The 20,931-nt window shown below is 70.5% G+C and carries 14 protein-coding genes; 12 read left to right on the top strand and 2 right to left on the bottom strand.

From position 1 onward, the window contains the following. Positions 1–579: 579 nt before the first annotated feature. From P8T65_RS03640 to P8T65_RS03610, 7 genes are all read left to right on the top strand, one after another. Positions 580–2,976, top strand: a complete 2,397-nt coding sequence (locus P8T65_RS03640; RefSeq protein ID WP_316723954.1) for a SpoIIE family protein phosphatase — start codon at positions 580–582, stop codon at positions 2,974–2,976. Positions 2,977–3,111: 135 nt separating this feature from the next. Beyond that, a complete protein-coding gene (locus P8T65_RS03635; protein WP_316723953.1) occupies positions 3,112–4,197 on the top strand; it encodes an S-(hydroxymethyl)mycothiol dehydrogenase in 1,086 nt (361 codons plus the stop codon). A 338-nt stretch (positions 4,198–4,535) separates the two neighbouring features. Then, positions 4,536–6,845, top strand: a complete 2,310-nt coding sequence (locus P8T65_RS03630; RefSeq protein WP_316723952.1) for an FdhF/YdeP family oxidoreductase — start codon at positions 4,536–4,538, stop codon at positions 6,843–6,845. A gap of 88 nt (positions 6,846–6,933) precedes the next feature. Then, a complete protein-coding gene (locus P8T65_RS03625) occupies positions 6,934–8,688 on the top strand; it encodes a BCCT family transporter (protein WP_316723951.1) in 1,755 nt (584 codons plus the stop codon). 217 nt (positions 8,689–8,905) lie between these two features. After that, the gene (locus tag P8T65_RS03620; protein WP_316723950.1) at positions 8,906–9,268 is read left to right on the top strand and encodes a bifunctional 3-phenylpropionate/cinnamic acid dioxygenase ferredoxin subunit; all 363 of its coding nucleotides are present in this window, start codon (positions 8,906–8,908) and stop codon (positions 9,266–9,268) included. Beyond that, the gene (locus P8T65_RS03615) at positions 9,265–10,428 is read left to right on the top strand and encodes an FAD-dependent oxidoreductase (protein ID WP_316723949.1); all 1,164 of its coding nucleotides are present in this window, start codon (positions 9,265–9,267) and stop codon (positions 10,426–10,428) included. Before P8T65_RS03620 ends, P8T65_RS03615 begins: the two co-directional genes overlap by 4 nt. 130 nt (positions 10,429–10,558) lie before the next feature. After that, complete coding sequence (locus P8T65_RS03610) at positions 10,559–11,689, top strand: aromatic ring-hydroxylating dioxygenase subunit alpha (RefSeq protein WP_316723948.1); 1,131 nt, start codon at positions 10,559–10,561, stop codon at positions 11,687–11,689. Between the two features lies 1 nt (position 11,690). Here P8T65_RS03610 and P8T65_RS03605 read toward each other — a convergent pair whose 3' ends face one another. Further along, positions 11,691–12,437: an IclR family transcriptional regulator gene (locus P8T65_RS03605; RefSeq protein WP_316731465.1), complete on the bottom strand. Its 747-nt coding sequence runs from the start codon at positions 12,435–12,437 to the stop codon at positions 11,691–11,693. Between the two features lie 206 nt (positions 12,438–12,643). Between P8T65_RS03605 and betA the strand changes: the two genes are divergently transcribed. Both betA and P8T65_RS03595 read left to right on the top strand, forming a co-directional pair. Continuing rightward, positions 12,644–14,314: a choline dehydrogenase gene (betA, locus tag P8T65_RS03600; RefSeq protein ID WP_316723947.1), complete on the top strand. Its 1,671-nt coding sequence runs from the start codon at positions 12,644–12,646 to the stop codon at positions 14,312–14,314. Positions 14,315–14,317: 3 nt separating this feature from the next. Next, on the top strand, positions 14,318–15,154 hold the full coding sequence (locus tag P8T65_RS03595; RefSeq protein WP_316723946.1) for a 5,10-methylenetetrahydrofolate reductase: 837 nt from the start codon (positions 14,318–14,320) through the stop codon (positions 15,152–15,154). An 80-nt stretch (positions 15,155–15,234) separates the two neighbouring features. Here the strand turns inward: P8T65_RS03595 and purU are convergent, their stop codons facing one another. Beyond that, positions 15,235–16,110, bottom strand: coding sequence for a formyltetrahydrofolate deformylase (gene purU / locus P8T65_RS03590; protein ID WP_184902962.1), 876 nt, complete (start codon positions 16,108–16,110; stop codon positions 15,235–15,237). 223 nt (positions 16,111–16,333) lie between these two features. On the opposite strand from purU, the gene P8T65_RS03585 reads away from it, so the two are divergent. From P8T65_RS03585 to P8T65_RS03575, 3 genes are read left to right on the top strand one after another with little or no spacing between them, the layout of a single operon-like run. Then, positions 16,334–17,803 carry an aldehyde dehydrogenase family protein gene (locus tag P8T65_RS03585; RefSeq protein ID WP_316723945.1) on the top strand — a complete coding sequence of 490 codons (1,470 nt, stop codon included), beginning with the start codon at positions 16,334–16,336 and terminating at the stop codon, positions 17,801–17,803. A 20-nt stretch (positions 17,804–17,823) separates the two neighbouring features. After that, the gene (locus P8T65_RS03580; RefSeq protein ID WP_316723944.1) at positions 17,824–18,912 is read left to right on the top strand and encodes a glycine betaine/L-proline ABC transporter ATP-binding protein; all 1,089 of its coding nucleotides are present in this window, start codon (positions 17,824–17,826) and stop codon (positions 18,910–18,912) included. Further along, entirely contained in the window at positions 18,909–20,927 is a 2,019-nt protein-coding gene (locus P8T65_RS03575) for an ABC transporter permease subunit (RefSeq protein ID WP_316723943.1), read from the top strand. The genes P8T65_RS03580 and P8T65_RS03575 overlap by 4 nt, the downstream gene beginning before the upstream one ends. Positions 20,928–20,931 lie beyond the last annotated feature (4 nt).

Below are 20,931 nucleotides of genomic sequence, written 5' to 3'. Positions count from 1 at the left end.
CCCTCGATCCCCGCAGAGCGGACGGTACGCCCAGTGCGGAAGTACTGCCGCCGTTCGGCCCCCGGGGGGCCACCTCGCCCAGCAGCTCGGGCGCCTCCCGCCGGTGCTCCCGCCACTCCTCGGTGTCCCCGGCACCGGCACGGCAGCAGGCCGGTGTCACCGCCAGTGTGGGCAGCCGCCGTCCGGACACGGCGGAGGAGAGGGTCGAGATCGAGCAGTGCGCCTGGTCCGCCAGTCCCCGGTACGGCGGATTCCCGGCCTTGCGCCTCGACTGCCGCACGCCTGCGGTGAATTCGACCAACAGATTGTTCGTCGTCGTCCAGCGGTCGGAGCCGCCATGTCTCGAGTACCCGGCTCCACCACCCTCCTCGGCGAGACACGAGGCGAGCGCGGCCGCCGGACGACGTCGCAAGCGGGCATCCGGGAGGCACGGGACGTGGCAGGGTAGGAGCGCGGGTGCTCCGGGTGGTCGCGCGCCACGCCTGGCGCGTCCGGCGCACAATGAAGCTTGGAAGAGTGCCCCGCAGTCGATCTGTGAGCCTAGGGACCACGGCTCCGGTCGTACGGAGAGAAGGAACGATGGGCGAGCACGGTGTCGCCACGGCCGCGGTCGACGCCAGGGGGCTGGTGATCGCGTGGAGTGCCGGCGCGCGACGGGTGCTCGGCTACGAGCACGGCGAGGTGCTCGGCCGCCGCGCGGCCGACCTGCTGGCCCGGGCGCTGCCCGCGGCGGCGCGCAGCCGTCTCAGCGAACCGGCCGACTGGCGCGGCCCCGTGCACGCACGGCACCGGGACGGTCACGACGTGGAGCTGGAGCTTCAGGCGCATCCCCTGCTGGACTCCGCGGGCCGGACGCAGTGGTTCCTGACGGCCACGGTGCCGGAGCCCGCCGCCCGGCTGCGCCGGTGGGCCCTGGACCAGCTCCCCGTCCCGATCGCGCTCTTCGACCAGGACGGGCTCGCGGTGACGGCGAACTCGGCCATGGAGCGGGTGATGGGCAGGCCGCAGCAGGACCTGCTCGGCCGGCGGGTGGGGGTGTCCGTCGACGGGCAGCGCCGGCTGCCGGGCTTCGAAGGCCTCGACGACGTGGTGCGGCGGGTGCTGCGAACGGGTGAGCCGATGCCGTACGAGGCATGGCTGCGCGCACCGGGTGAGGCACACGAACACGCGTGGCTGGTCTCCCTCAGCCCGTTGAAGGACGCCTCCGGCGAAGTAAGGGGCATGTGCCTGGCGGCGATCGACAGCACGGAGCAGTTCCTGGCCCGCCGACGACTGAGCATGCTCAACGAGTCCAGCAACCGGATCGGCTCCACCCTCGACGTGTCCCGAACCGCCGAGGAACTCGCCGAGGTGTGCACGGACCATCTGGCCGACTTCGTCATCGTGGACCTGCTGGACTCCGTGCTCGCCGGTGAGGAGGCCACCCCCTCGCCCGACGCGGACCGGCTGGTCTTCCGCCGCGCCGCCCACCGGTCCGTGCTGGAGGGCTGCCCCGAGGCCGTCGTCCCGGTCGGCACCCGGCACACCTACGACGAGGAGTCGCCGTCGGGCCGCGCGCTGGCCACCGGGCGCGCCCTGCTGTACGAGGCCGACGACGTCACCAGGCTGCGCTGGGCGGGGGGCTCACCGGAGCGGGCCCGCAGCATCGAGGTCCACGGCATCCACTCGATGATGGCCGTGCCCCTGCGCGCCCGCGGCCTCACCCTCGGCCTGTCGATCCTCTCCCGGCATCGCACGGCCGAGCCCTTCGGCGAGGACGACCTGCTGCTGGCCGAGGAGCTCGCCGCCCACGCCGCTGTCTGTGTCGACAACGCGCGCCGCTACACCCGAGAGCGCGCCATCGCCCTCGAACTGCAACGCAGCCTCCTGCCGCACCGCGCGCCCCGGCAGGCCGCCGTCGAGGTCGCCTCCCGTTACCAGCCGGCCAGTACCCGCGCCGGCATCGGGGGCGACTGGTTCGACGTCATCCCGCTGTCCGGAGCCCGGGTGGGGCTGGTCGTGGGCGATGTCGTCGGCCACGGCGTCCAGGCGTCCGCCACCATGGGCCGGCTCCGGACGGCCGTACGCACCCTGGCCGACGTCGACCTCGCCCCCGACGAGCTGCTCACCCAGCTCGACGACATCGTGCTGCGGCTGGACTCGGAGCGGACGGCGGACGAGGCCGAGGAGGCGGACACGGAGAGCCCGGGCGAGATCGGGGCCACCTGCCTGTACGCCGTGTACGACCCCGTCGCGCGCCGCTGCTCCATGGCCCGGGCGGGCCACCCGCCGCCGGCCCTGATCGCCCCGGACGGCGAGGCCGCCTTCCTCGACCTGCCGATCGGGCCGCCGCTGGGCGTGGGCGGGCTGCCCTTCGAGACCGCGGAGTTCGACGTCCCCGAGGGCAGCGTGTTCGCCCTGTACACCGACGGCCTGGTCCAGGCGGCGGGCCGCGATCTGGACGAGGGGCTCGACCGGCTGCGCCAGGCACTCTGTGGCACGGGCCGTCCGCTGGAGGAGACCTGCGACGCAGTCCTGGGGAGCCTGCTGACGGACCGCCCCGTCGACGACGTGGCCCTGCTGCTGGCCCGGACCCGGGCCCTGGACGCCGACCGGGTCGCCGTCTGGGACGTTCCCGCCGATCCCGCTTCCGTGGGGCGGGCCCGCAAACTGGCCTGCGACCAGCTCGCCGCCTGGAGGCTGGAGGAACTCACCTTCGTCACCGAACTCGTCGTCAGCGAACTGGTCACCAACGCCATCCGCTACGGGGGGTCACCGATCCAGCTGCGGTTGATCCGCGAGGCCACCCTCATCTGCGAGGTCTCCGACTCCAGCGCCACCGCTCCGCACATGCGCCGGGCCCGTGCCTTCGACGAGGGCGGCCGGGGCCTCCTGCTCGTCGCACAGCTCACCCAGCGCTGGGGCAGCCGCCACACCCGCACGGGCAAGACCATCTGGGCCGAGCAGGCACTCACCGACGAGGAGCGGGGCGCGTAGCTCCCGCGCGGCGCGGACGACCGTGGAACTTCTTGACCCCCGGTCGGCACTCCACGATGCTGTGTTGCGGTACGCGCTATACGTATCGCGATGAGAAACATCAGACGCAGGTCTCGTACCAGCCGAGGAGTGGCCATGGCTCACCAGGTCCGTGCTGTCGTCGCGCGGGGCAAGGGTGCCCCCGTCAGCCTGGAAACGATCGTCGTGCCGGACCCCGGGCCGGGTGAGGCGCTGGTGAAGGTCGAGGCCTGCGGGGTCTGCCACACCGATCTGCACTACCGCGAGGGCGGGATCAACGACGACTTCCCCTTCCTGCTCGGCCATGAGGCGGCCGGTGTGGTGGAGTCGGTGGGGGAGGGGGTCACGGATGTCGCACCCGGTGATTTCGTCATCCTCAACTGGCGTGCGGTGTGCGGCAGTTGCCGGGCCTGTCGGCGCGGTCGACCCTGGTACTGCTTCGCCACCCACAACGCGACGCAGAAGATGACCCTGCTCGACGGCACCGAGCTCTCCCCGGCGCTGGGCATCGGCGCCTTCGCGGAGAAGACGCTCGTCGCCGCGGGCCAGTGCACCAAGGTCGACCGGGCCGCGTCGCCGGCGGTGGCCGGACTGCTGGGCTGCGGGGTGATGGCGGGCATCGGGGCCGCGATCAACACCGGGAACGTCGGCCGGGGCGACACGGTCGCCGTCATCGGCTGCGGCGGCGTCGGCGCCGCGGCGGTCCTCGGATCCGAGCTGGCGGGCGCCGCGAAGATCATCGCGGTGGACATCGACGACCACAAGCTGGAAACCGCCAGGAAGCTGGGCGCCACCCACGCCGTCAACTCCCGCGAGACCGACGCCGTCGAGGCGATCCGCGAGCTGACCGGTGGTTTCGGCGCCGACGTCGTCATCGAGGCGGTCGGCCGCCCGGAGACCTACAAGCAGGCCTTCTACGCCCGTGACCTGGCCGGCACGGTCGTTCTCGTCGGCGTGCCGACTCCGGAGATGAAGCTCGAACTGCCCCTCCTGGACGTCTTCGGCCGTGGCGGAGCCCTGAAGTCCTCCTGGTACGGCGACTGCCTGCCCGACCGCGACTTCCCCATGCTCATCGACCTCTATCTGCAGAAGCGCCTGGACCTGGACACCTTCGTCACGGAGACCATCGCGCTCGGCGAGGTCGAGAAGGCCTTCGAGCGGATGCACGGCGGCGACGTCCTGCGCTCGGTGGTGGTCCTCTGACGGGCGGGTGACAGAGCGGACCGCGGCCACGTCGGCGTAGCCGCGGAGCGCGACGGACGAGCCGCGGTCGGACGCCCGACCACGGCTCGTCGCCGTGTCCCGGGACCCGAGCCGCGGTCGGCCGGCGGCGCGTCCGGCCGTGGCGCCGCGTGTCGATCCGGTGCCGCGCCGGTCTTGACAGGGATCACGCGTCACGCTTTCTTGTTCTCGTTGCGTATCGCGGCACTGTTGTGCAGTTCGCAACCCCGATGTCCGGCGGCGGCCCGCCCGCCGGGCCGAGAGGCCCGGCGACACGGAACGGCTCCGATTCCCCTACATCCCGGAGTGTGGCGCTTCAGATGACTCGCAACGCACCTGTCGAGGACCCCGGCGACGCCCGGCTGCGGGTCGGCCCCCCGAAGGAGTACGCCGCCGGCATCCCCGCGGTCACCTCCTCCCTCCGGCACGCCGGCGAGCAGATGGGCGCCCGCCGGGGCCTGCTCACCCTCCTCCGGGTCAACCAGAAGGAGGGCTTCGACTGTCCGGGGTGCGCCTGGCCCGAGCCGGAGCACCGCCACCGGGCGGAGTTCTGCGAGAACGGGGCCAAGGCCGTGGCCGAGGAGGCCACCGTCCGCCGGGTCACGCCGGACTTCTTCGCCGAGCACACGCTGGAGGACCTGCTCCCCGGCAGCGACCACTGGCTCGGACAGCAGGGCCGGCTGACCCACCCCATGTACCGCGCGGCCGGCGACGACCGCTACCGGCCGATCTCCTGGGACGACGCGTTCGCCGTGATCGCCCGTGAACTCGCCGCGCTCGACCGGCCCGAGCAGGCCGCCTTCTACACCTCCGGCCGGGCCGCCAACGAGGCCGCGTTCCTCTACCAGCTCTTCGTCCGGATGCTCGGCACCAACAACCTGCCCGACTGCTCCAACATGTGCCACGAATCCAGCGGTTCGGCCCTGACGGAGACCATCGGGATCGGCAAGGGCAGCGTCACCCTGGAGGACCTCCACGACGCGGACCTCATCCTGGTGGTCGGCCAGAACCCCGGCACCAACCACCCCCGGATGCTCTCCTCGCTGGAGACCGCCAAGCGCCGGGGCGCCCGGATCATCGCGGTCAACCCCCTGCCCGAGGCGGGGCTGCTGCGGTTCAAGAACCCCCAGAAGCCGTCCGGCGTCCTCGGTGGCGGCACCCGCCTGGCCGACCTGTTCCTGCAGATCAGGCTGGGCGGGGACCAGGCGCTGTTCCAGGCCTTCAACCGGATGCTGCTGGAGACGGAGGACGAGGCCCCCGGCACCTGCCTCGACACCTCCTTCATCGAACGTCACACGCACGGCTTCCAGGAGTTCGCCGAGCACGCCCGCAAGGCGCCGTGGGACGAGATCCTCTCCGCCACCGGTCTGCCCGAGGAGGAGATCCGGGCCGCCTTCGGCGAGGTGCTGGCCGCCGAGAAGATCGTCGTCTGCTGGGCGATGGGCCTCACCCAGCACAAGCACTCGGTCCCTACCATCCGGGACGTGGTCAACTTCCTCCTGCTGCGCGGCAACATCGGCCGCCCCGGGGCCGGTCTCTGCCCGGTGCGCGGCCACTCCAACGTGCAGGGCGACCGCACCATGGGCATCTACGAGAAACCGGACGACGCGTTCCTCGACGCGCTCGGCGCCGAGTTCGCTTTCACGCCCCCGAGGCGCCACGGCCACGACGCGGTCGAGAGTATCCGCGCCATGCGCGACGGCGACGTACGCGTCTTCGTCGCCCTCGGCGGCAACTTCGTCGCCGCCGCGCCCGACACCGACCAGACCGAGCGGGCCCTGCGCAACTGCCGCCTCACCGTGCAGATCTCCACCAAGCTCAACCGCTCGCACGTCATCGCCGGCGACCAGGCGCTCATCCTCCCGTGCCTCGGCCGGACCGAGGCCGACCTGCGGCCCGGCGGGCCCCAGCTCGTCACGGTCGAGGACTCCATGGGCATGGTGCACCTCTCCCGAGGGCGACTCACCCCCGCCTCCGAACACCTGCTGAGCGAGGTCGCGATCATCTGCCGGATGGCACGGGCCGCGCTCGGGGAAGCGGGCGCGCACATCCCCTGGGAGGACTTCGAGGCGGACTACGACACCGTTCGCGACCGCATCGCCCGCGTGATCCCCGGCTTCCAGGACTTCAACCACCGGGTGCGACGGCCGGGCGGCTTCGCCCTGCCCCACCCGCCCCGCGACGAACGCCGGTTCACCACCGCCACGGGTCTGGCCAACTTCACCGCCAACGCGCTGGAGAGCCCCCACGTGCCACCGGGCCGGCTGCTGCTGCAGACGCTCCGCTCCCACGACCAGTACAACACCACCGTCTACGGCCTGGACGACCGCTATCGCGGCATCCACCAGGGCCGCCGGGTCCTCTTCGTCAATCCCGACGACCTGGCCGACCGCGGCCTGGCCGACGGGGACCTCGTCGACATCGTCAGCGAGTACGACGACGGCGTGGAACGCAGGGCGTCGGGCTTCCGCGTGGTGCCCTACCCGACGCCCCGCGACTGCTGCGCCGCCTATTTCCCCGAGACCAACGTCCTGGTCCCCCTGGACTCCACGGCGGCGATCAGCAACACCCCCACGTCGAAGTCGATCGTCGTCCGTCTGGAGCCGGTCGCCACCTCGGCTCTTCTGTGAAGCGCCCCGCGTTTCCCTGCCTGCTCGGTCGCGCAGCCGTCGTCCGCGACAGAGAACGTCCCCTGCCGTCTGTGGAAAGGACGAGCTGATGAGCACAACCCGCGAACGGAACGGGAGCCCAGGTCTTTCCATCGGGGAGGATCTGCCGGGAGGCGGTGCGGCCACCGCCCGCCCCCGGACCGACCCCGTCGTCTTCGGTGTCGCCGCTGCCCTCACCCTGGCCTTCGTCGTGTGGGGAGCCACGGCGACCGACACCTTGCAGAGTGTGTCCGGGAAGCTGCTGGACGGCACGATCCGCAACGGCGGCTGGGCCTTCGTCCTCGCCGCCTCGGGCTTCGTGGTCTTCGCCCTCTGGCTGGCGATGAGCCGCTACGGGCGGATCACCCTCGGAAAGGAGGGGGAGGAGCCGGAGTTCCGCACGGTGTCGTGGATCGCCATGATGTTCAGCGCGGGCATGGGCATCGGCCTGATGTTCTACGGCGTGAGCGAGCCGCTCTCCCACTTCATCACGCCGCCGCCGGGCACCGACCCGGCCGACGCCAACCAGGCCATGGAGACCGCCATGGCCACCACCCTTTTCCACTGGACGCTCCACCCGTGGGCGATGTACGCGGTCGTGGGTCTCGCCATCGCCTACAGCACCTTCCGGCGCGGTCGTCGCCAGCTGATCAGCGCGGTGTTCACGCCGTTGCTCGGTGAGAAGCGGGTGAACGGATGGCCCGGCCGGGCCATCGACACCCTCGCCATCTTCGCCACCCTCTTCGGCTCGGCGGCGTCCCTGGGGCTCGGCGCCCTCCAGATCGGCAGCGGATTCACCGGGCTGGGCTGGCTGGGTTCGGCCGGTACCGGAGTGCTGGTCGTCGTGATCGCGGTGCTGACCGTGGCGTTCGTCGCCTCGGCGGTGTCCGGGATCGAGAAGGGCATCCAGTGGCTGTCCAACACCAACATGGTGCTGGCGGTGGGGCTCGCCCTCTTCGTCTTCCTGGTCGGCCCGACCATCTTCATCCTCGACCTGCTGCCCACCTCCGTCGGTGCCTTCTTCGGCGACCTGGCCCAGATGGCGGGCCGTACCGAGGCCTCCAGCGGCGAGGGCGTCGCCGACTGGCTGGCCGGCTGGACGGTCTTCTACTGGGCGTGGTGGATCTCCTGGACGCCCTTCGTCGGTATGTTCATCGCCCGCATCAGCCGCGGCCGCACCATCCGGCAGTTCGTCGGCGGAGTCATCCTGGTCCCCAGCAGCGTCAGCCTGCTCTGGTTCGCGGTCTTCGGCGGCTCGGCGATGCACCTGCAGGACTCCGGTCGGCTGAACGACGCCGCGACCGCCCAGGGGCAGCTCTTCGACGTGCTCCAGCAGTACCCGATCGCCACGGTGACGAGCATCGTCGTCATGATCCTCGTCGGCATCTTCTTCGTCTCCGGGGCCGACGCCGCCTCCATCGTGATGGGCACGCTCTCGCAGCGGGGCTGCCTCGAACCGTCCCGTGGCGTCGTGGTGTTCTGGGGCGTGCTGACCGGAGCGGTCGCCGCCGTCATGCTGCTCATCGGCGGCGGCAAGGGCGACGCGCTCACCGGGCTGCAGAACCTCACCATCCTCGCGGCGGCACCCTTCACCCTCGTGATGATCGGGCTGTGCGTCGCGCTCAACCGGGATCTGCGCCACGATCCGCTCATCATCCGCGGACGCATGGGCAAGGAGGCCGTCGAGACGGCCGTCATCGCCGGCCACGAGAAGTACGACGGGGACTTCGAACTCCGTATCGGCCCCGCTACGTCCGCGGACGGCACGGAGCCCGTACCGCCCCAGCGGACCGAGGAGCCCGCGCAGTCCACCACCGCCGTCTGAGACCGGCGTACCCGCCCGCCCGGCGGGGTCGTGGCACCGCCCCGCGCGGCCACGACCCCGCCGGGCTCGCGTTGTTCTATGTGAGGCGAGTTGTGGATGTCGCAACGTGAGAAGTGACTCAGAGGTGCCCTCAGGATGCCTTGACAAGGGTTCGGGGCGACCCCAGACTGATGTTGCGCTTACCGCAATCCGTTTCGCTATATGCACCCGAGGTGTCATGATGATTCCCGCGTGCCGTCTCGCGGATCTCCCGCGAGGTGAGGCCTTCCGGCTCGACATCGACCCGCCGGTCTCGGTGTTCCACACCGACGACGGCGAGGTCTTCGCCATCGACGACACCTGCACCCACCAGGACGCCTCGCTCGCCGACGGCTGGCTGGAGGGCTGCGAGGTGGAGTGCCCGCTGCATGCCTCCAAGTTCGACCTGCGCACCGGCGCGGTCGACTCCCCGCCGGCCAAGCTGCCGGTGCGGACGCACGAGGTCGTCGTCGAGGACGGCATGATCTACGTCCGGCTCTCCACGGACGCCCCGAACCTGCCGCCCTGCATCTCCGCCAGGCTCGCCGGAGGTCCCGCGTGAGAACCGTCGCCGTGGTCGGCGCCTCCCTCGCCGGCCTGTCGGCGGCTCGCTCCCTGCGCAAGCAGGGCTTCGACGGGCGCCTGGTCGTCATCGGCGACGAACTGCACCGCCCCTACGACCGGCCCCCGCTCTCCAAGGAGTTCCTGGCCGGCACCCTGGGCGAGGCCGAACTCGCCCTGGAGACGGACGGCGAGGACCTGGCGGCCGAGTGGCTGCTCGGCACCCGCGCCACCGGACTCGACCACACCGCGCGCACCGTCCGCCTCACCGACGGGCATGAGGTGCGCGCCGACGGCTTCGTCATCGCCACCGGCGCCGTCGCGCGGGCCCTGCCCGGCTCGGAGGGCCTCGCCGGAGTGCACACCCTGCGCACCCTGGACGACGCCCGCGCCCTGCGGGACGAACTGGCCCGCGGCGGACGCCTGGTGGTGATCGGCGGCGGCTTCATCGGCGCCGAGGTCGCCTCCACCGCGTACACCCTCGGCCTGGAGGTGACCGTCGTCGAGGCGGCCTCGACCCCGCTGGCCGGACCGCTCGGCGACACCATGGGCGCCGTCGTCTCCGGCCTCCACGCCGACCACGGCGTACGCCTGTTGTGCGGCGTAGGGGTCAAGGGCCTGAGCGGCGAGCACCGGGTCGACGCCGTCCTGCTGGAGGACGGCCGCAGCATTCCCGCCGACATCGTCGTCGTCGGCGTCGGGGCCCGGCCGTGCGTCGAGTGGCTGGCCGGTTCCGGTATCGCGCTGGACAATGGCGTGAAGTGCGGCGCCGACGGCCGGACCAGCCTCGCCGGTGTGGTCGCGGTCGGCGACTGCGCCAACTGGTACGACCCCCGCGCGGGCCACCATCGCCGCGTGGAGCACTGGACCGGCGCGCGCGAGCGGCCGGAGGCCGCCGTCGCCACCCTGCTGGCGGGGGGCGCCGTTGAGCCCGGCGTGCCCAGGCCGCCGTACTTCTGGTCGGACCAGTACGGCGTCCGTATCCAGTTCGCCGGCCACGCGGCCGAGGCCGACAGTGTCACCGTCGAGGCGGGCTCGGCCGAGGGCCGCGACGTCCTCGCCGTCTATCGGCGCGCAGGCCGGCCCGTCGCCGTGCTCGGGATGAACCAGCCGCGGCTGTTCATGCGGGTGCGCAAGGAGCTGGCCGCCACCACGTCTTGACACCGCCCCGGCGTCACCCCATGCTGCGGTTGCCCACAGCGCGCAGCGTTGCTCCATGCACAACGCCGACCGGAGGCGTTCCTCCCGGCGTCCGCCTCACCCCTCCGCGACGTTCCCCGAGGAGTGCCCCGTGACCTCGACCGGTCTGCCCGACAGCCTGATCGCCACTCTCCCCGGCTCCTCCTACACCGATCCGGTGGTCTTCGCCCAGGAGCAGGAGCACATATTCGAGACCATGTGGTTCTGTGTGGCCCGCGCCTCCGAGCTGGCGAAGCCCGGCGCCTTCCGCACCGTCGACGTGGGCCGCGAGAGCATCCTCGTCACCCGGGCCCGGGACAACTCGATCCGCGCGTACTTCAACGTCTGCCGGCACCGCGGGGCCAGGCTCTGCACCGAGGAGTCGGGCGAGGTCAAGCGGGCCTTCCAGTGTCCGTACCACGCCTGGACGTACGGTCTGGACGGCAAGCTCGTCGCGGCGCCCAATCTCACCAAGATGCCCGACGTGGGCCGTACCGAGTACGGCCTGGTGAGCGTCGCCGTGCGCGAATGGCTCGGTTATGTCTGGATCTGTCTCGCGGAGAACCCGCCGTCCTTCGAGGAGGACGTCATCGGTGAGGTCGTCGAGCGGCTCGGCGACGTCGAGTCGATCGAGCGGTACGACATCGGCAACCTGTCCGTGGGGCGCCGGATCACGTACGACGTGAAGGCGAACTGGAAGCTGATCATCGAGAACTTCATGGAGTGCTATCACTGCGCCACGATCCATCCCGAACTGACCGAGGTGCTGCCGGAGTTCGCGGACGGGTATGCGGCCCAGTACTACGTGGGCCACGGCGCGGAGTTCGGTGCGGAGGTCCAGGGGTTCACCGTCGACGGTTCCGAGGGGCTGGACCGCATCCCGGGGGTGGCCGAGGACCAGGACCGCCGCTATTACGCGATCACCGTCCGGCCGCAGGTGTTCATCAACCTCGTGCCCGACCACGTGATCTTTCACCGGATGTACCCGATGGCGGCCGACCGCACGATCGTCGAGTGCGACTGGCTGTACCTGCCGCACGTCGTCGAGAGCGGCAAGGACGTCAGCCGGTCCGTGGAACTCTTCGACCGGGTCAACCTCCAGGACTTCGAGGCATGTGAGCGGACCCAGCCCGGCATGAGCTCGCGGTTGTACGCCAAGGGCGGTGTGCTGGTGCCCAGCGAGCACCACATCGGGGCGTTCCACGACTGGGTGAACGAGCGCCTCGGGACTTCTCAGGGGTGAATCAGCCCAGGAACCCCATCCGGTGGCTGATCTCGGCGGCGCCGTCGAGCAGCACCGAGGACAGCTCGTGCAGACGCTCCTCGGTGAATCGGTAGGAGGGGCCGGAGGCGCTGAGGGCGGCGATGACCTCGCCGTCCCGGTTGCGAACCGGTGCGGCCATGGCGTGCAGACCGATCTCCAACTCCTCCAGGGTGAAGGCGTAGCCCCGCTCCCGTGCCGCGGCGAGGTTCTTCTCCAGCTTCGTCTTCGCGGTGATCGTGTGCGGGGTGACCTTCTTCAGGCCCGAGTCCGAGAGCAGCGTGGCGCGTTCCTTCGCCGGCAGGTGGGCCAGCAGGATCTTGCCGCTCGACGTGGCGTGCAGGGGGGTCAGCTGGCCCACCCAGTTGTGTGCGGTGATGGCTCCCGGTCCGCGCACCTGGTACAGGTTGATCGCGTAATGCTCCTGCATCACGGCGATGTTGACCGTCTCGCCGATCTCCTCGGCCAGCCGTTCGCAGACGGGACGGCCCTGCTGGGTGATGTCGATACGACCCGTGACCGCGCCGGCCAGCCGCACGATGCCGAAGCCGAGCCGGTACTTGCCGCGTTCGCCTGCCTGTTCCACCAGGCCGCGTGCCTCCAGGGCGCCGAGAAGGCGGAAGGCGGTGGACTTGTGCACCTCGATCTCCGCCGCCACCTCGCTGACGCCTGCTTCGCCGCGCTGGGCGAGGATCTCCAGGACGCTGATGGCGCGGTCCACCGACTGCACACCACCTGCGCCGGCGTGTGAATTCGACGTTTCCGTGTCAAGGCTGTAGTTGCTCACAGTGCAACTATACGCGCAGTAAACAACACACCTGCAAGTAACCGGCGCGAAACGAAGTTCCAGAGGTTGCGCGGTTCGCAACCTGGTGCGTATCGCGCTACCGGTCTAGCATGCCTCGCATATCTACGGCGCGAGCGAGACGAGGCACCATGGCTCCTGTGCAGTACGACTTCGTCATCGTCGGTGGTGGTTCCGCGGGCAGTGCACTGGCGAACAGGCTGTCCGCCGACCCGGCGAACCGAGTCCTGGTCCTGGAAGCGGGCCGGACGGACTTCCCGTGGGACGTCTTCATCCACATGCCCGCGGCGCTGACCTACCCGATCGGCAGCCGCTTCTACGACTGGAAGTACGAGTCCGAGCCCGAGCCCCACATGGGCGGCCGGCGCGTCTACCACGCGCGCGGCAAGGTGCTGGGCGGCTCCAGCAGCATCAACGGCATGATCTTCCAGCGCGGCAACCCCATGGACTACGAGCGCTGGGCGGCCGACCCGGGCATGGAGGCCTGGGACTACGCGCACTGTCTGCCGTACTTCCGGCGCATGGAGAACTGTCTCGCGGCCGACCCGGACGACGAGTTCCGCGGTCACGACGGCCCTCTCGTCCTGGAGCGCGGCCCGGCGGACAACCCGCTCTTCGGTGCCTTCCTCAAGGCGACCGAGGAGGCGGGCTACGCCCCCACCGACGACGTCAACGGCTACCGGCAGGAAGGTTTCGCCAAGTTCGACCGGAATGTCCACCGCGGCCGCCGGCTCTCGGCCTCCAAGGCCTATCTGAAGCCCGTCCGCAAGCGCCCCAACCTGACCGTCACCACCCGCGCCCTCGTCACCCGTGTCCTCTTCGAGGGCAAGAAGGCCGTCGGCGTCGAGTACCAGCGCGGCAAGGGCGCCCCGAAGCAGGTCCGCGCCAAGGAGGTCATCCTCTGCGGCGGCGCGATCAACTCCCCGCAGCTGCTCCAGCTCTCCGGCGTGGGCAACGCGGAGGAACTGCGGGCGCTGGGCATCGACGTCGTACACGATCTCCCGGGCGTCGGCGAGAACATGCAGGACCACCTGGAGGTCTACATCCAGTACGCCTGCAAGCAGCCCGTCTCCATGCAGCCGTACCTGGCGAAGTGGCGTGCGCCCTTCATCGGGCTCCAGTGGCTCTTCCGCAAGGGCCCGGCCGCCACCAACCACTTCGAGGCCGGCGGATTCGCCCGCAGCAACGAGGACGTCGACTACCCCAACCTGATGTTCCACTTCCTGCCGATCGCGGTCCGTTACGACGGCTCGGTGCCGGCGGGCGGTCACGGCTACCAGGTGCACGTCGGGCCCATGTACTCGGACGCCATCGGCTCGGTGAAGATCAAGAGCAAGGATCCGCGACAGCACCCCGCGCTGCGCTTCAACTACCTCTCCACCGAGCAGGACCGCCGCGAGTGGGTCGAGGCGATCCGCGTGGCCCGCAAGCTCCTCAACCAGCCCGCGCTCGCCCCCTACAACGACGGGGAGGTCTCGCCCGGACCGTCCGTCGAGTCGGACGAGGAGATCCTCGCCTGGGTCGCCAAGGACGGCGAGACAGCCCTGCACCCGTCCTGCACCTGCAAGATGGGCACCGACGAGATGTCCGTCGTGGACCCCACCAGCATGCGTGTGCACGGCGTGGAGGGTCTGCGCGTGGTGGACGCCTCCGTCATGCCCTACGTCACCAACGGCAACATCTACGCACCGGTGATGATGATCGCCGAGAAGGCCGCCGACCTGATCCTCGGCAAGGAGCCGCTGGCGCCCTCGAAGGCCGCGTACTACCGCCACCGCGACGCCCACAAGCAGGCGGAGTAGACGTTGGGCGCCGGGGGGCTGCGCACCCTGCTGAAGACGGTGCGCTACGAGGTGCTGCCCGCGAAGGCCACCGAGGAGAAGGTCCTCGCCCATGTCCCGCGCGACGTCGTCGTCACCGTGACGGCCTCGCCGGTCAAGGGCCTGGAACCCACCCTCGACCTCGCGGGCCGGCTCGCCGCGCACGGCTACCGGGTCGTCCCGCACGTCCCCGCCCGGCTCCTGCGGGACGACCTGCACCTGAAGGAGGTCGCGGGCCGGCTGCGCGAGGCGGGCGTGGACGACGTGTTCGTCCCGGCGGGCGACGCGGACCCGCCGGCCGGGCCCTACGACGGGGCGCTGCCGGTGCTGCGCCGGCTGAGCGAGCTGGGCGGGCCGTTCAGCCATGTCGGCGTCACCGGCTACCCCGAGAGCCATCCGCTCATCCACGACGACATCACCGTCCAGGCGATGTGGGACAAGCGCGAGCACGCCACGTACATCGTGAGCAACCTCTGCTTCGACCCGCGGGTGCTCGCCGACTGGCTCGTCCGCGTACGGCGCCGGGAGGTGACCCTGCCGGTCCATGTGGGTGTCGCCGGGCCCGTGCAGCGCGCGAAGCTGATGGCGATGGCGACGAAGATCGGTGTGGGGGAGTCCACCCGCTTCCTCGCCCAGCACGCGTCGTGGTTCGTGCGCTTCGCCGCGCCCGGCGGCTACTCGCCCGAGAAGCTGCTCACGCGCGCGGAGAACGCCCTCACCGACCACGCCTCCGGGGTGGCGGGCCTGCACCTGTTCACCTTCAACCAGATCGCGGAGACGGAGAAGTGGCGGCGGTCCCTGCTCGACCGGCTGGACGCCTGAGCGCGCACCACCGAGGGCGGAACGCCGAACGCCGGACGGGCTCTCAACCCGTCCGGCGTTCGTATACGGAGGCGGACCGCTCAGCGGAAGACGACCGTGCGGTTGCCCTCGACCATCACCCGGCTCTCGCTGTGCCACTTCACCGCGTGCGCGAGCACCTGGGCCTCCACGTCCCGCCCGACCGTGACCAGCGCACCGGGGTCCAGCGAGTGGTCCACCCGGACCACGTCCTGCTCGATGATCTGGCCCTCGTCCAGGTCCGACGTCACATAGTGCGCCGTCGCGCCGACGAGCTTCACACCGCGGTCGTAGGCCTGGTCGTAGGGGCGCGCGCCCTTGAAGCTGGGGAGGAAGGAGTGGTGGATGTTGATGGCTCGGCCCTCCAGCTCCTTGCAGAGGTCGTCGGAGAGGATCTGCATGTAGCGGGCCAGGACGACCAGGTCGATGTCCAGGTCACGGACGAGTTCGAGGAGCCGTGCCTCCGCCTCGGGCTTGGTGTCCCGGGTCACCGGCACGTGGTGGAAGGGGATGTCGTACGTCTCCGCGAGCTTCTCGAACTCCCGGTGGTTGGAGACGATCGCGGGGATCTCGATGTTGAGCGCGCCCGCCCGTTGGCGGAAGAGCAGGTCGTTCAGGCAGTGCCCGAACTTGGACACCATGATCAGGGTCCGGGTCGGCGTGGAGGCGTCGCTGAGGGACCAGGAGATGCCGTAGGCCTGGGCGACGGGACCGAAGCGGTACCGCAGGCCCTCCAGGTCGACGTTCGGGTCGGAGACGTCGAAGTGGACCCGCATGAAGAAGCGGCCCTGAAGTCGGTCGTCGAACTGCTGGCTTTCCAGGATGTTTCCGGAGTTCCTGACGAGATAGCCGCTCACGGCATGGACCAGCCCGGCACTGTCGGGGCAGGAAAGGGTCAGGACGAACTCACGGCCAGGTTGCGGTCGGGGGAACCTCATGGACACGGTGGCCTCCGTCGGTGCGTATTGCACAACATGGTGAGCGATACGCAACATGGTCGGGTCGCCGTGGCTTGCGGTCAAGGGTGGGTGGGTAAGTAGCCGCATGGCCAAATCGTCACCGGTCAACATCTTGACGTCCGTCTGACCAGCGACCAGGGTGTTCCATCACAAGCAATCGGGTGCACGATGCGCAACGAATTTCAGTCGGAAGGCTCGGCGCGTGGCAGACCTGTACGTGAATGGCGAATGGCGGGCTCCGGTGGCCGGCGGGCACCGGGAGATCCGATGTCCCGCTGACGGCACGCTCACGGCGACCGTCTCGGAAGGGACGCGCCCCGACACCGAGGCGGCGATCGCCGCGGCCCGGGAGGCCTTCGACACCGGCCCCTGGCCGGGCATCCCTGAGCGGGAGCGCGGCGCACTGCTGCTGCGCACCGCCGACATCATCGAGCGCGACACCAAGAGCTTCGCCCGCGCCGAGTCGCTCGACACCGGCAAGCGGGTGGTGGAGAGCGAGTACGACATCGCCGATGTCGTCTCCTGCTTCCGCTACTACGGCGGACTCGCCGGCACCGACGCCGGCCGGGTGATCGACACCGGCCGCGACGACGCCGTCAGCCGGGTCGTCTACGAGCCGGTCGGGGTGTGCGCACTGATCACCCCCTGGAACTACCCTCTCCTGCAAGCCAGCTGGAAGGTCGCCCCGGCGCTGCTGGCCGGCAACACGATCGTCCTCAAGCCCAGCGAGCTCACCCCCTCCACCTCCATCCTGCTGATGAGGGCGTTGGAGGAGGCCGGGTTGCCGGCCGGCGCCGCCAACCTGGTGCTGGGCGCCGGACCCGAGGTGGGCGCCCCGCTCTCCGAGGACCCCCGCGTCGACCTGGTCTCCTTCACCGGCGGTCTGGACACCGGCAGGCGGATCATGGCCACCGCCGCCGCGACCGTGAAGAAGGTCGCGCTGGAACTGGGCGGCAAGAACCCCAATGTCGTCTTCGCCGACGCCGACTTCGAGACGGCCGTGGACTTCGCCCTCACGGCCGTCTTCCTGCACTCCGGCCAGGTCTGCTCGGCCGGCGCCCGGCTGATCGTCGAGGACTCGCTGCACGACCGCTTCGTCGACGAGGTGGTCCGCCGCGCCCGGCTCATCCGGCTCGGCGGCCCCTACGACGCCGACGCCGAGAGCGGGGCGCTGATCTCCGCACAGCACCGGGAGAAGGTCGAGGCCTATGTCGCCTCGGGCCTCGCCGAGGGCGCTGTGCTGCGCTGCGGCGGAGCCCGGCCCGAGGACCCCGCGCTGGCGGACGGCCACTACTACCTGCCCACCGTCCTCGACGAGTGCCGGCAGGACATGCGCGTGGTGCACGAGGAGTCCTTCGGACCTGTGCTCACCGTGGAGCGCTTCACCGACGAGGACGACGCCGTACGCATCGCCAACGACACCGAGTACGGGCTGGCCGGAGCCGTGTGGACCGAGGACGCGGGCAAGGCCCAGCGGGTCGCCCGGCGGCTGCGCCACGGGACCGTGTGGATCAACGACTACCACCCCTATGTGCCGCAAGCGGAATGGGGCGGTTTCGGGCATTCGGGTGTGGGCCGGGAGCTGGGACCGACCGGCCTGAACGAGTACCGAGAACCCAAGCACATCTGGCAGAACATCCAACCCCGGCCGCAGCGCTGGTTCAGCGGCTGAACGCCGAAAGAAGGTCGAACATGACCACCCAGACCGAGGTGCCGCAGCGGCGCGGCACGCCCCAGGACTCGGGTCCCACCCCGGTCATCTCCGTGCGCAGGCTGTGGAAGGTGTTCGGGCCGAAGGCCGACCGGGTGCCGGAGTCCGAGGAACTGTGCGGGCTCTCCCGCCGCGAACTGATGGACCGCACCGGCTGCACCGCCGCCGTGCGCGACGTGAACTTCGACGTCTCGCCCGGCGAGGTCTTCGTCGTCATGGGCCTGTCCGGCTCCGGCAAGTCCACCCTGGTGCGATGTCTGACCCGGCTGATCGAACCCACCTCGGGCGAGGTCGTCTTCGAGGGCGAGGACATCCGCCAGGCCGACGACAGGCGGCTGCGTGAGCTGCGCCGCCGCAAGTTCTCCATGGTCTTCCAGCACTTCGGGCTGCTGCCCCACCGCCGGGTCGTCGACAACGTGGCCTTCGGGCTGGAGATCCGCGGCATGGGCAGGGCCGAGCGCGTCAAGCGGGCCCAGGAGGTCGTCGAGCTGGTCGGCCTCGCCGGTTACGAGAAGTCCTACCCCGACCAGCTCTCCGGCGGTATGCAGCAGCGGGTCGGGCTGGCCCGCGCGCTGGCCGGCGACCCGGACGTGCTCTTCTTCGACGAGCCGTTCTCGGCGCTCGACCCGATGATCCGCCGCGACATGCAGAACGAGGTCATCCGGCTGCACCACGAGGTCGGCAAGACGATGGTCTTCATCACCCACGACCTCTCCGAGGCCCTCAAGCTGGGCGACCGCATCCTGATCATGCGGGACGGCAAGATGGTCCAGTGCGGCACCGGCGACGAACTGGTCGGCGCCCCGGCCGACGACTACGTGCGCGAGTTCGTCAAGGACGTACCGCGCGGCGACGTGCTCACCCTGCGCTGGATCATGCGGCCGCCGGCGGACGGCGACGCCCTGGACGGCCCCGAGCTGGGCCCGGACGTCGTGGTCAAGGAGGCCACCCGGGCGGTGCTCGCCGCCGACAAGCCGGTCAAGGTCGTCGAGAACGGCAAGCTGCTCGGCATCGTCGGTGACGAGGAGATCCTCGCCGTGGTCGCCGGGCGGGAAGGCGGCGCGAGATGACCGTCGTCGTGGAGAAGACCGAGCCGCCCGGCGGGCCGGAGAAGACCCGGCCCGCCCAGGAGCCCGCCCCGGCCCCGGAACCCCGCCGCGTCAGCCGGTCCATGGTGATCGGCGCGATCCTGCTCGTCTGGCTGGTGCTCTTCGTCGTCCTGCGCGGCAAGCAGACCCTCGCCCTCGCGGCGGCGGACCTGACCGATCTGCACCGGTGGTTCAACGACGTCAACGACTCCGTCGGCGCGAACCGCAACTCCAACCCCCTGTTCCTGTACTTCTTCAACGAGATCCGCCTGGTCATCGACACCCTGGTGACCTTCGTGCAGGAGCTGATCTCACAGCCCTCCGCCGACCGACCCCTGCCGCAGATCGGCTGGCTCGGCGTCGTCGGTATCGCGGGCTACGTCTCCTGGGCGTTCGGCAACTGGCGGGTCGCGCTGCTGGCGGTGGCCGGCTTCACCTTCCTCGGCCTCCAGGGCCTGTGGCAGGAGAGCATGGACACCCTGGCGCTCACCGTCTCCGCGGTGTGCGTGGCGCTGCTGTTCGCGATCCCGCTCGGTGTGTGGGCGGGGCTGTCCGACCGGGTCAACCGGATCATCACGCCCCTGCTGGACTTCATGCAGACGATGCCGACCTTCGTCTACCTGGCCCCGCTGACCCTCTTCTTCCTGATCGGCGGAGCCTCCGCCACCATCGCCACCGTGATCTACGCGGCACCGCCCGCGATCCGCATCACCGCGCACGCCATCCGGACCGTGCCGGAGACGACCGTGGAGGCCGCCGACTCCCTCGGGGCGACGCGCGGGCAGGCCCTGCTGAAGGTGCTGCTGCCCATGTCCAAGCGGACTGTGGTGATGGGCGTCAACCAGACCATCATGGCCGCCCTGGCCATGGTGACCATCGCGGCCCTGATCGACGCACCCGGCCTCGGCAAGACCGTCGTCCAGGCGCTCACGTCGCTCGACGTGGGCACGGCCTTCAACGCGGGCCTGTCCATCGTCGTCCTGGCGATCGTCCTCGACCGGGTCACGACCGCGGCCAGCACCCGCGAGGAGGAGGCCCGGCGCTCGAAGAACCGGTTCCTCGCCTGGCGGCGGCCGCTGCTCGGCGCGGGCGCGGTGGTCACGGCCGTCCTGGTCTTCATGTCGCACACCTACGTGTGGGCGGCGGAGTTCCCCGGCGAGGGCGGTGTCGGCAGCTCCATCGCGCGCGTGGCCGACACCGCGACGACCTGGGTGCAGGACAACCTCTCGGGCGTCACCAACGCCGTCCGGGACGTCATCACCAACGGACTGCTCAACCCGTTCCAGTCGCTGCTGACCGACTCCCCGTGGTGGCTCGTCGGCGCCGTGCTGATCGCGCTCGGCGTCGTCCTCGGCGGCCGGCGGGCCGGTATCACCACGGCCGTGTGCGTGGGGCTGCTGGTCGCCACCGGGGTGTGGTCCGACAGCATGACGACGCTGGCGTCGACCGTGGTCGCCACCGTCCTGGTGATGCTGCTCGGCGTCGGCTTCGGCGTGTGGATGGGCCGCAGCCGACTGGTGGACCGCATGCTGCGGCCGAGCCTGGACGCGGCACAGGTCATGCCGCCGTTCGTCTATCTGGTGCCGTTCCTCGCGCTCTTCGGCGCGACCCGTTTCACGGCGATCGTCGCCGCGATCGTCTACGCGGCCCCCGTCGCGATGAAGATCATCGCGGACGGGGTGCGGAACGTACCCGCGACGACCGTGGAGGCGGCCACCTCCGCCGGGTGCAACACCTGGCAGATCATCACCAAGGTCCAACTGCCGATGGCACGCGGCGCCCTGACTCTCGCCACGAACCAGGGTCTGATCTACGTGCTGTCGATGGTTGTGGTGGGCGGCCTGGTAGGTGCCGGCGCCCTCGGCTACGACGTCGTGGCCGGTTTCTCGCAGGGCCAACTGTTCGGGAAGGGGCTGGCCGCAGGGCTCGCCATCGTCCTTCTCGGAGTCATGTTCGACCGCATCACTCAGGCCGCGGCGCGGCGAACCAGCGCATAAGGAG

It is taken from the genome of Streptomyces sp. 11x1 (genome assembly GCF_032598905.1).
Classification (GTDB): domain Bacteria; phylum Actinomycetota; class Actinomycetes; order Streptomycetales; family Streptomycetaceae; genus Streptomyces.
This window is presented reverse-complemented; position numbering and strand designations above follow the sequence as displayed.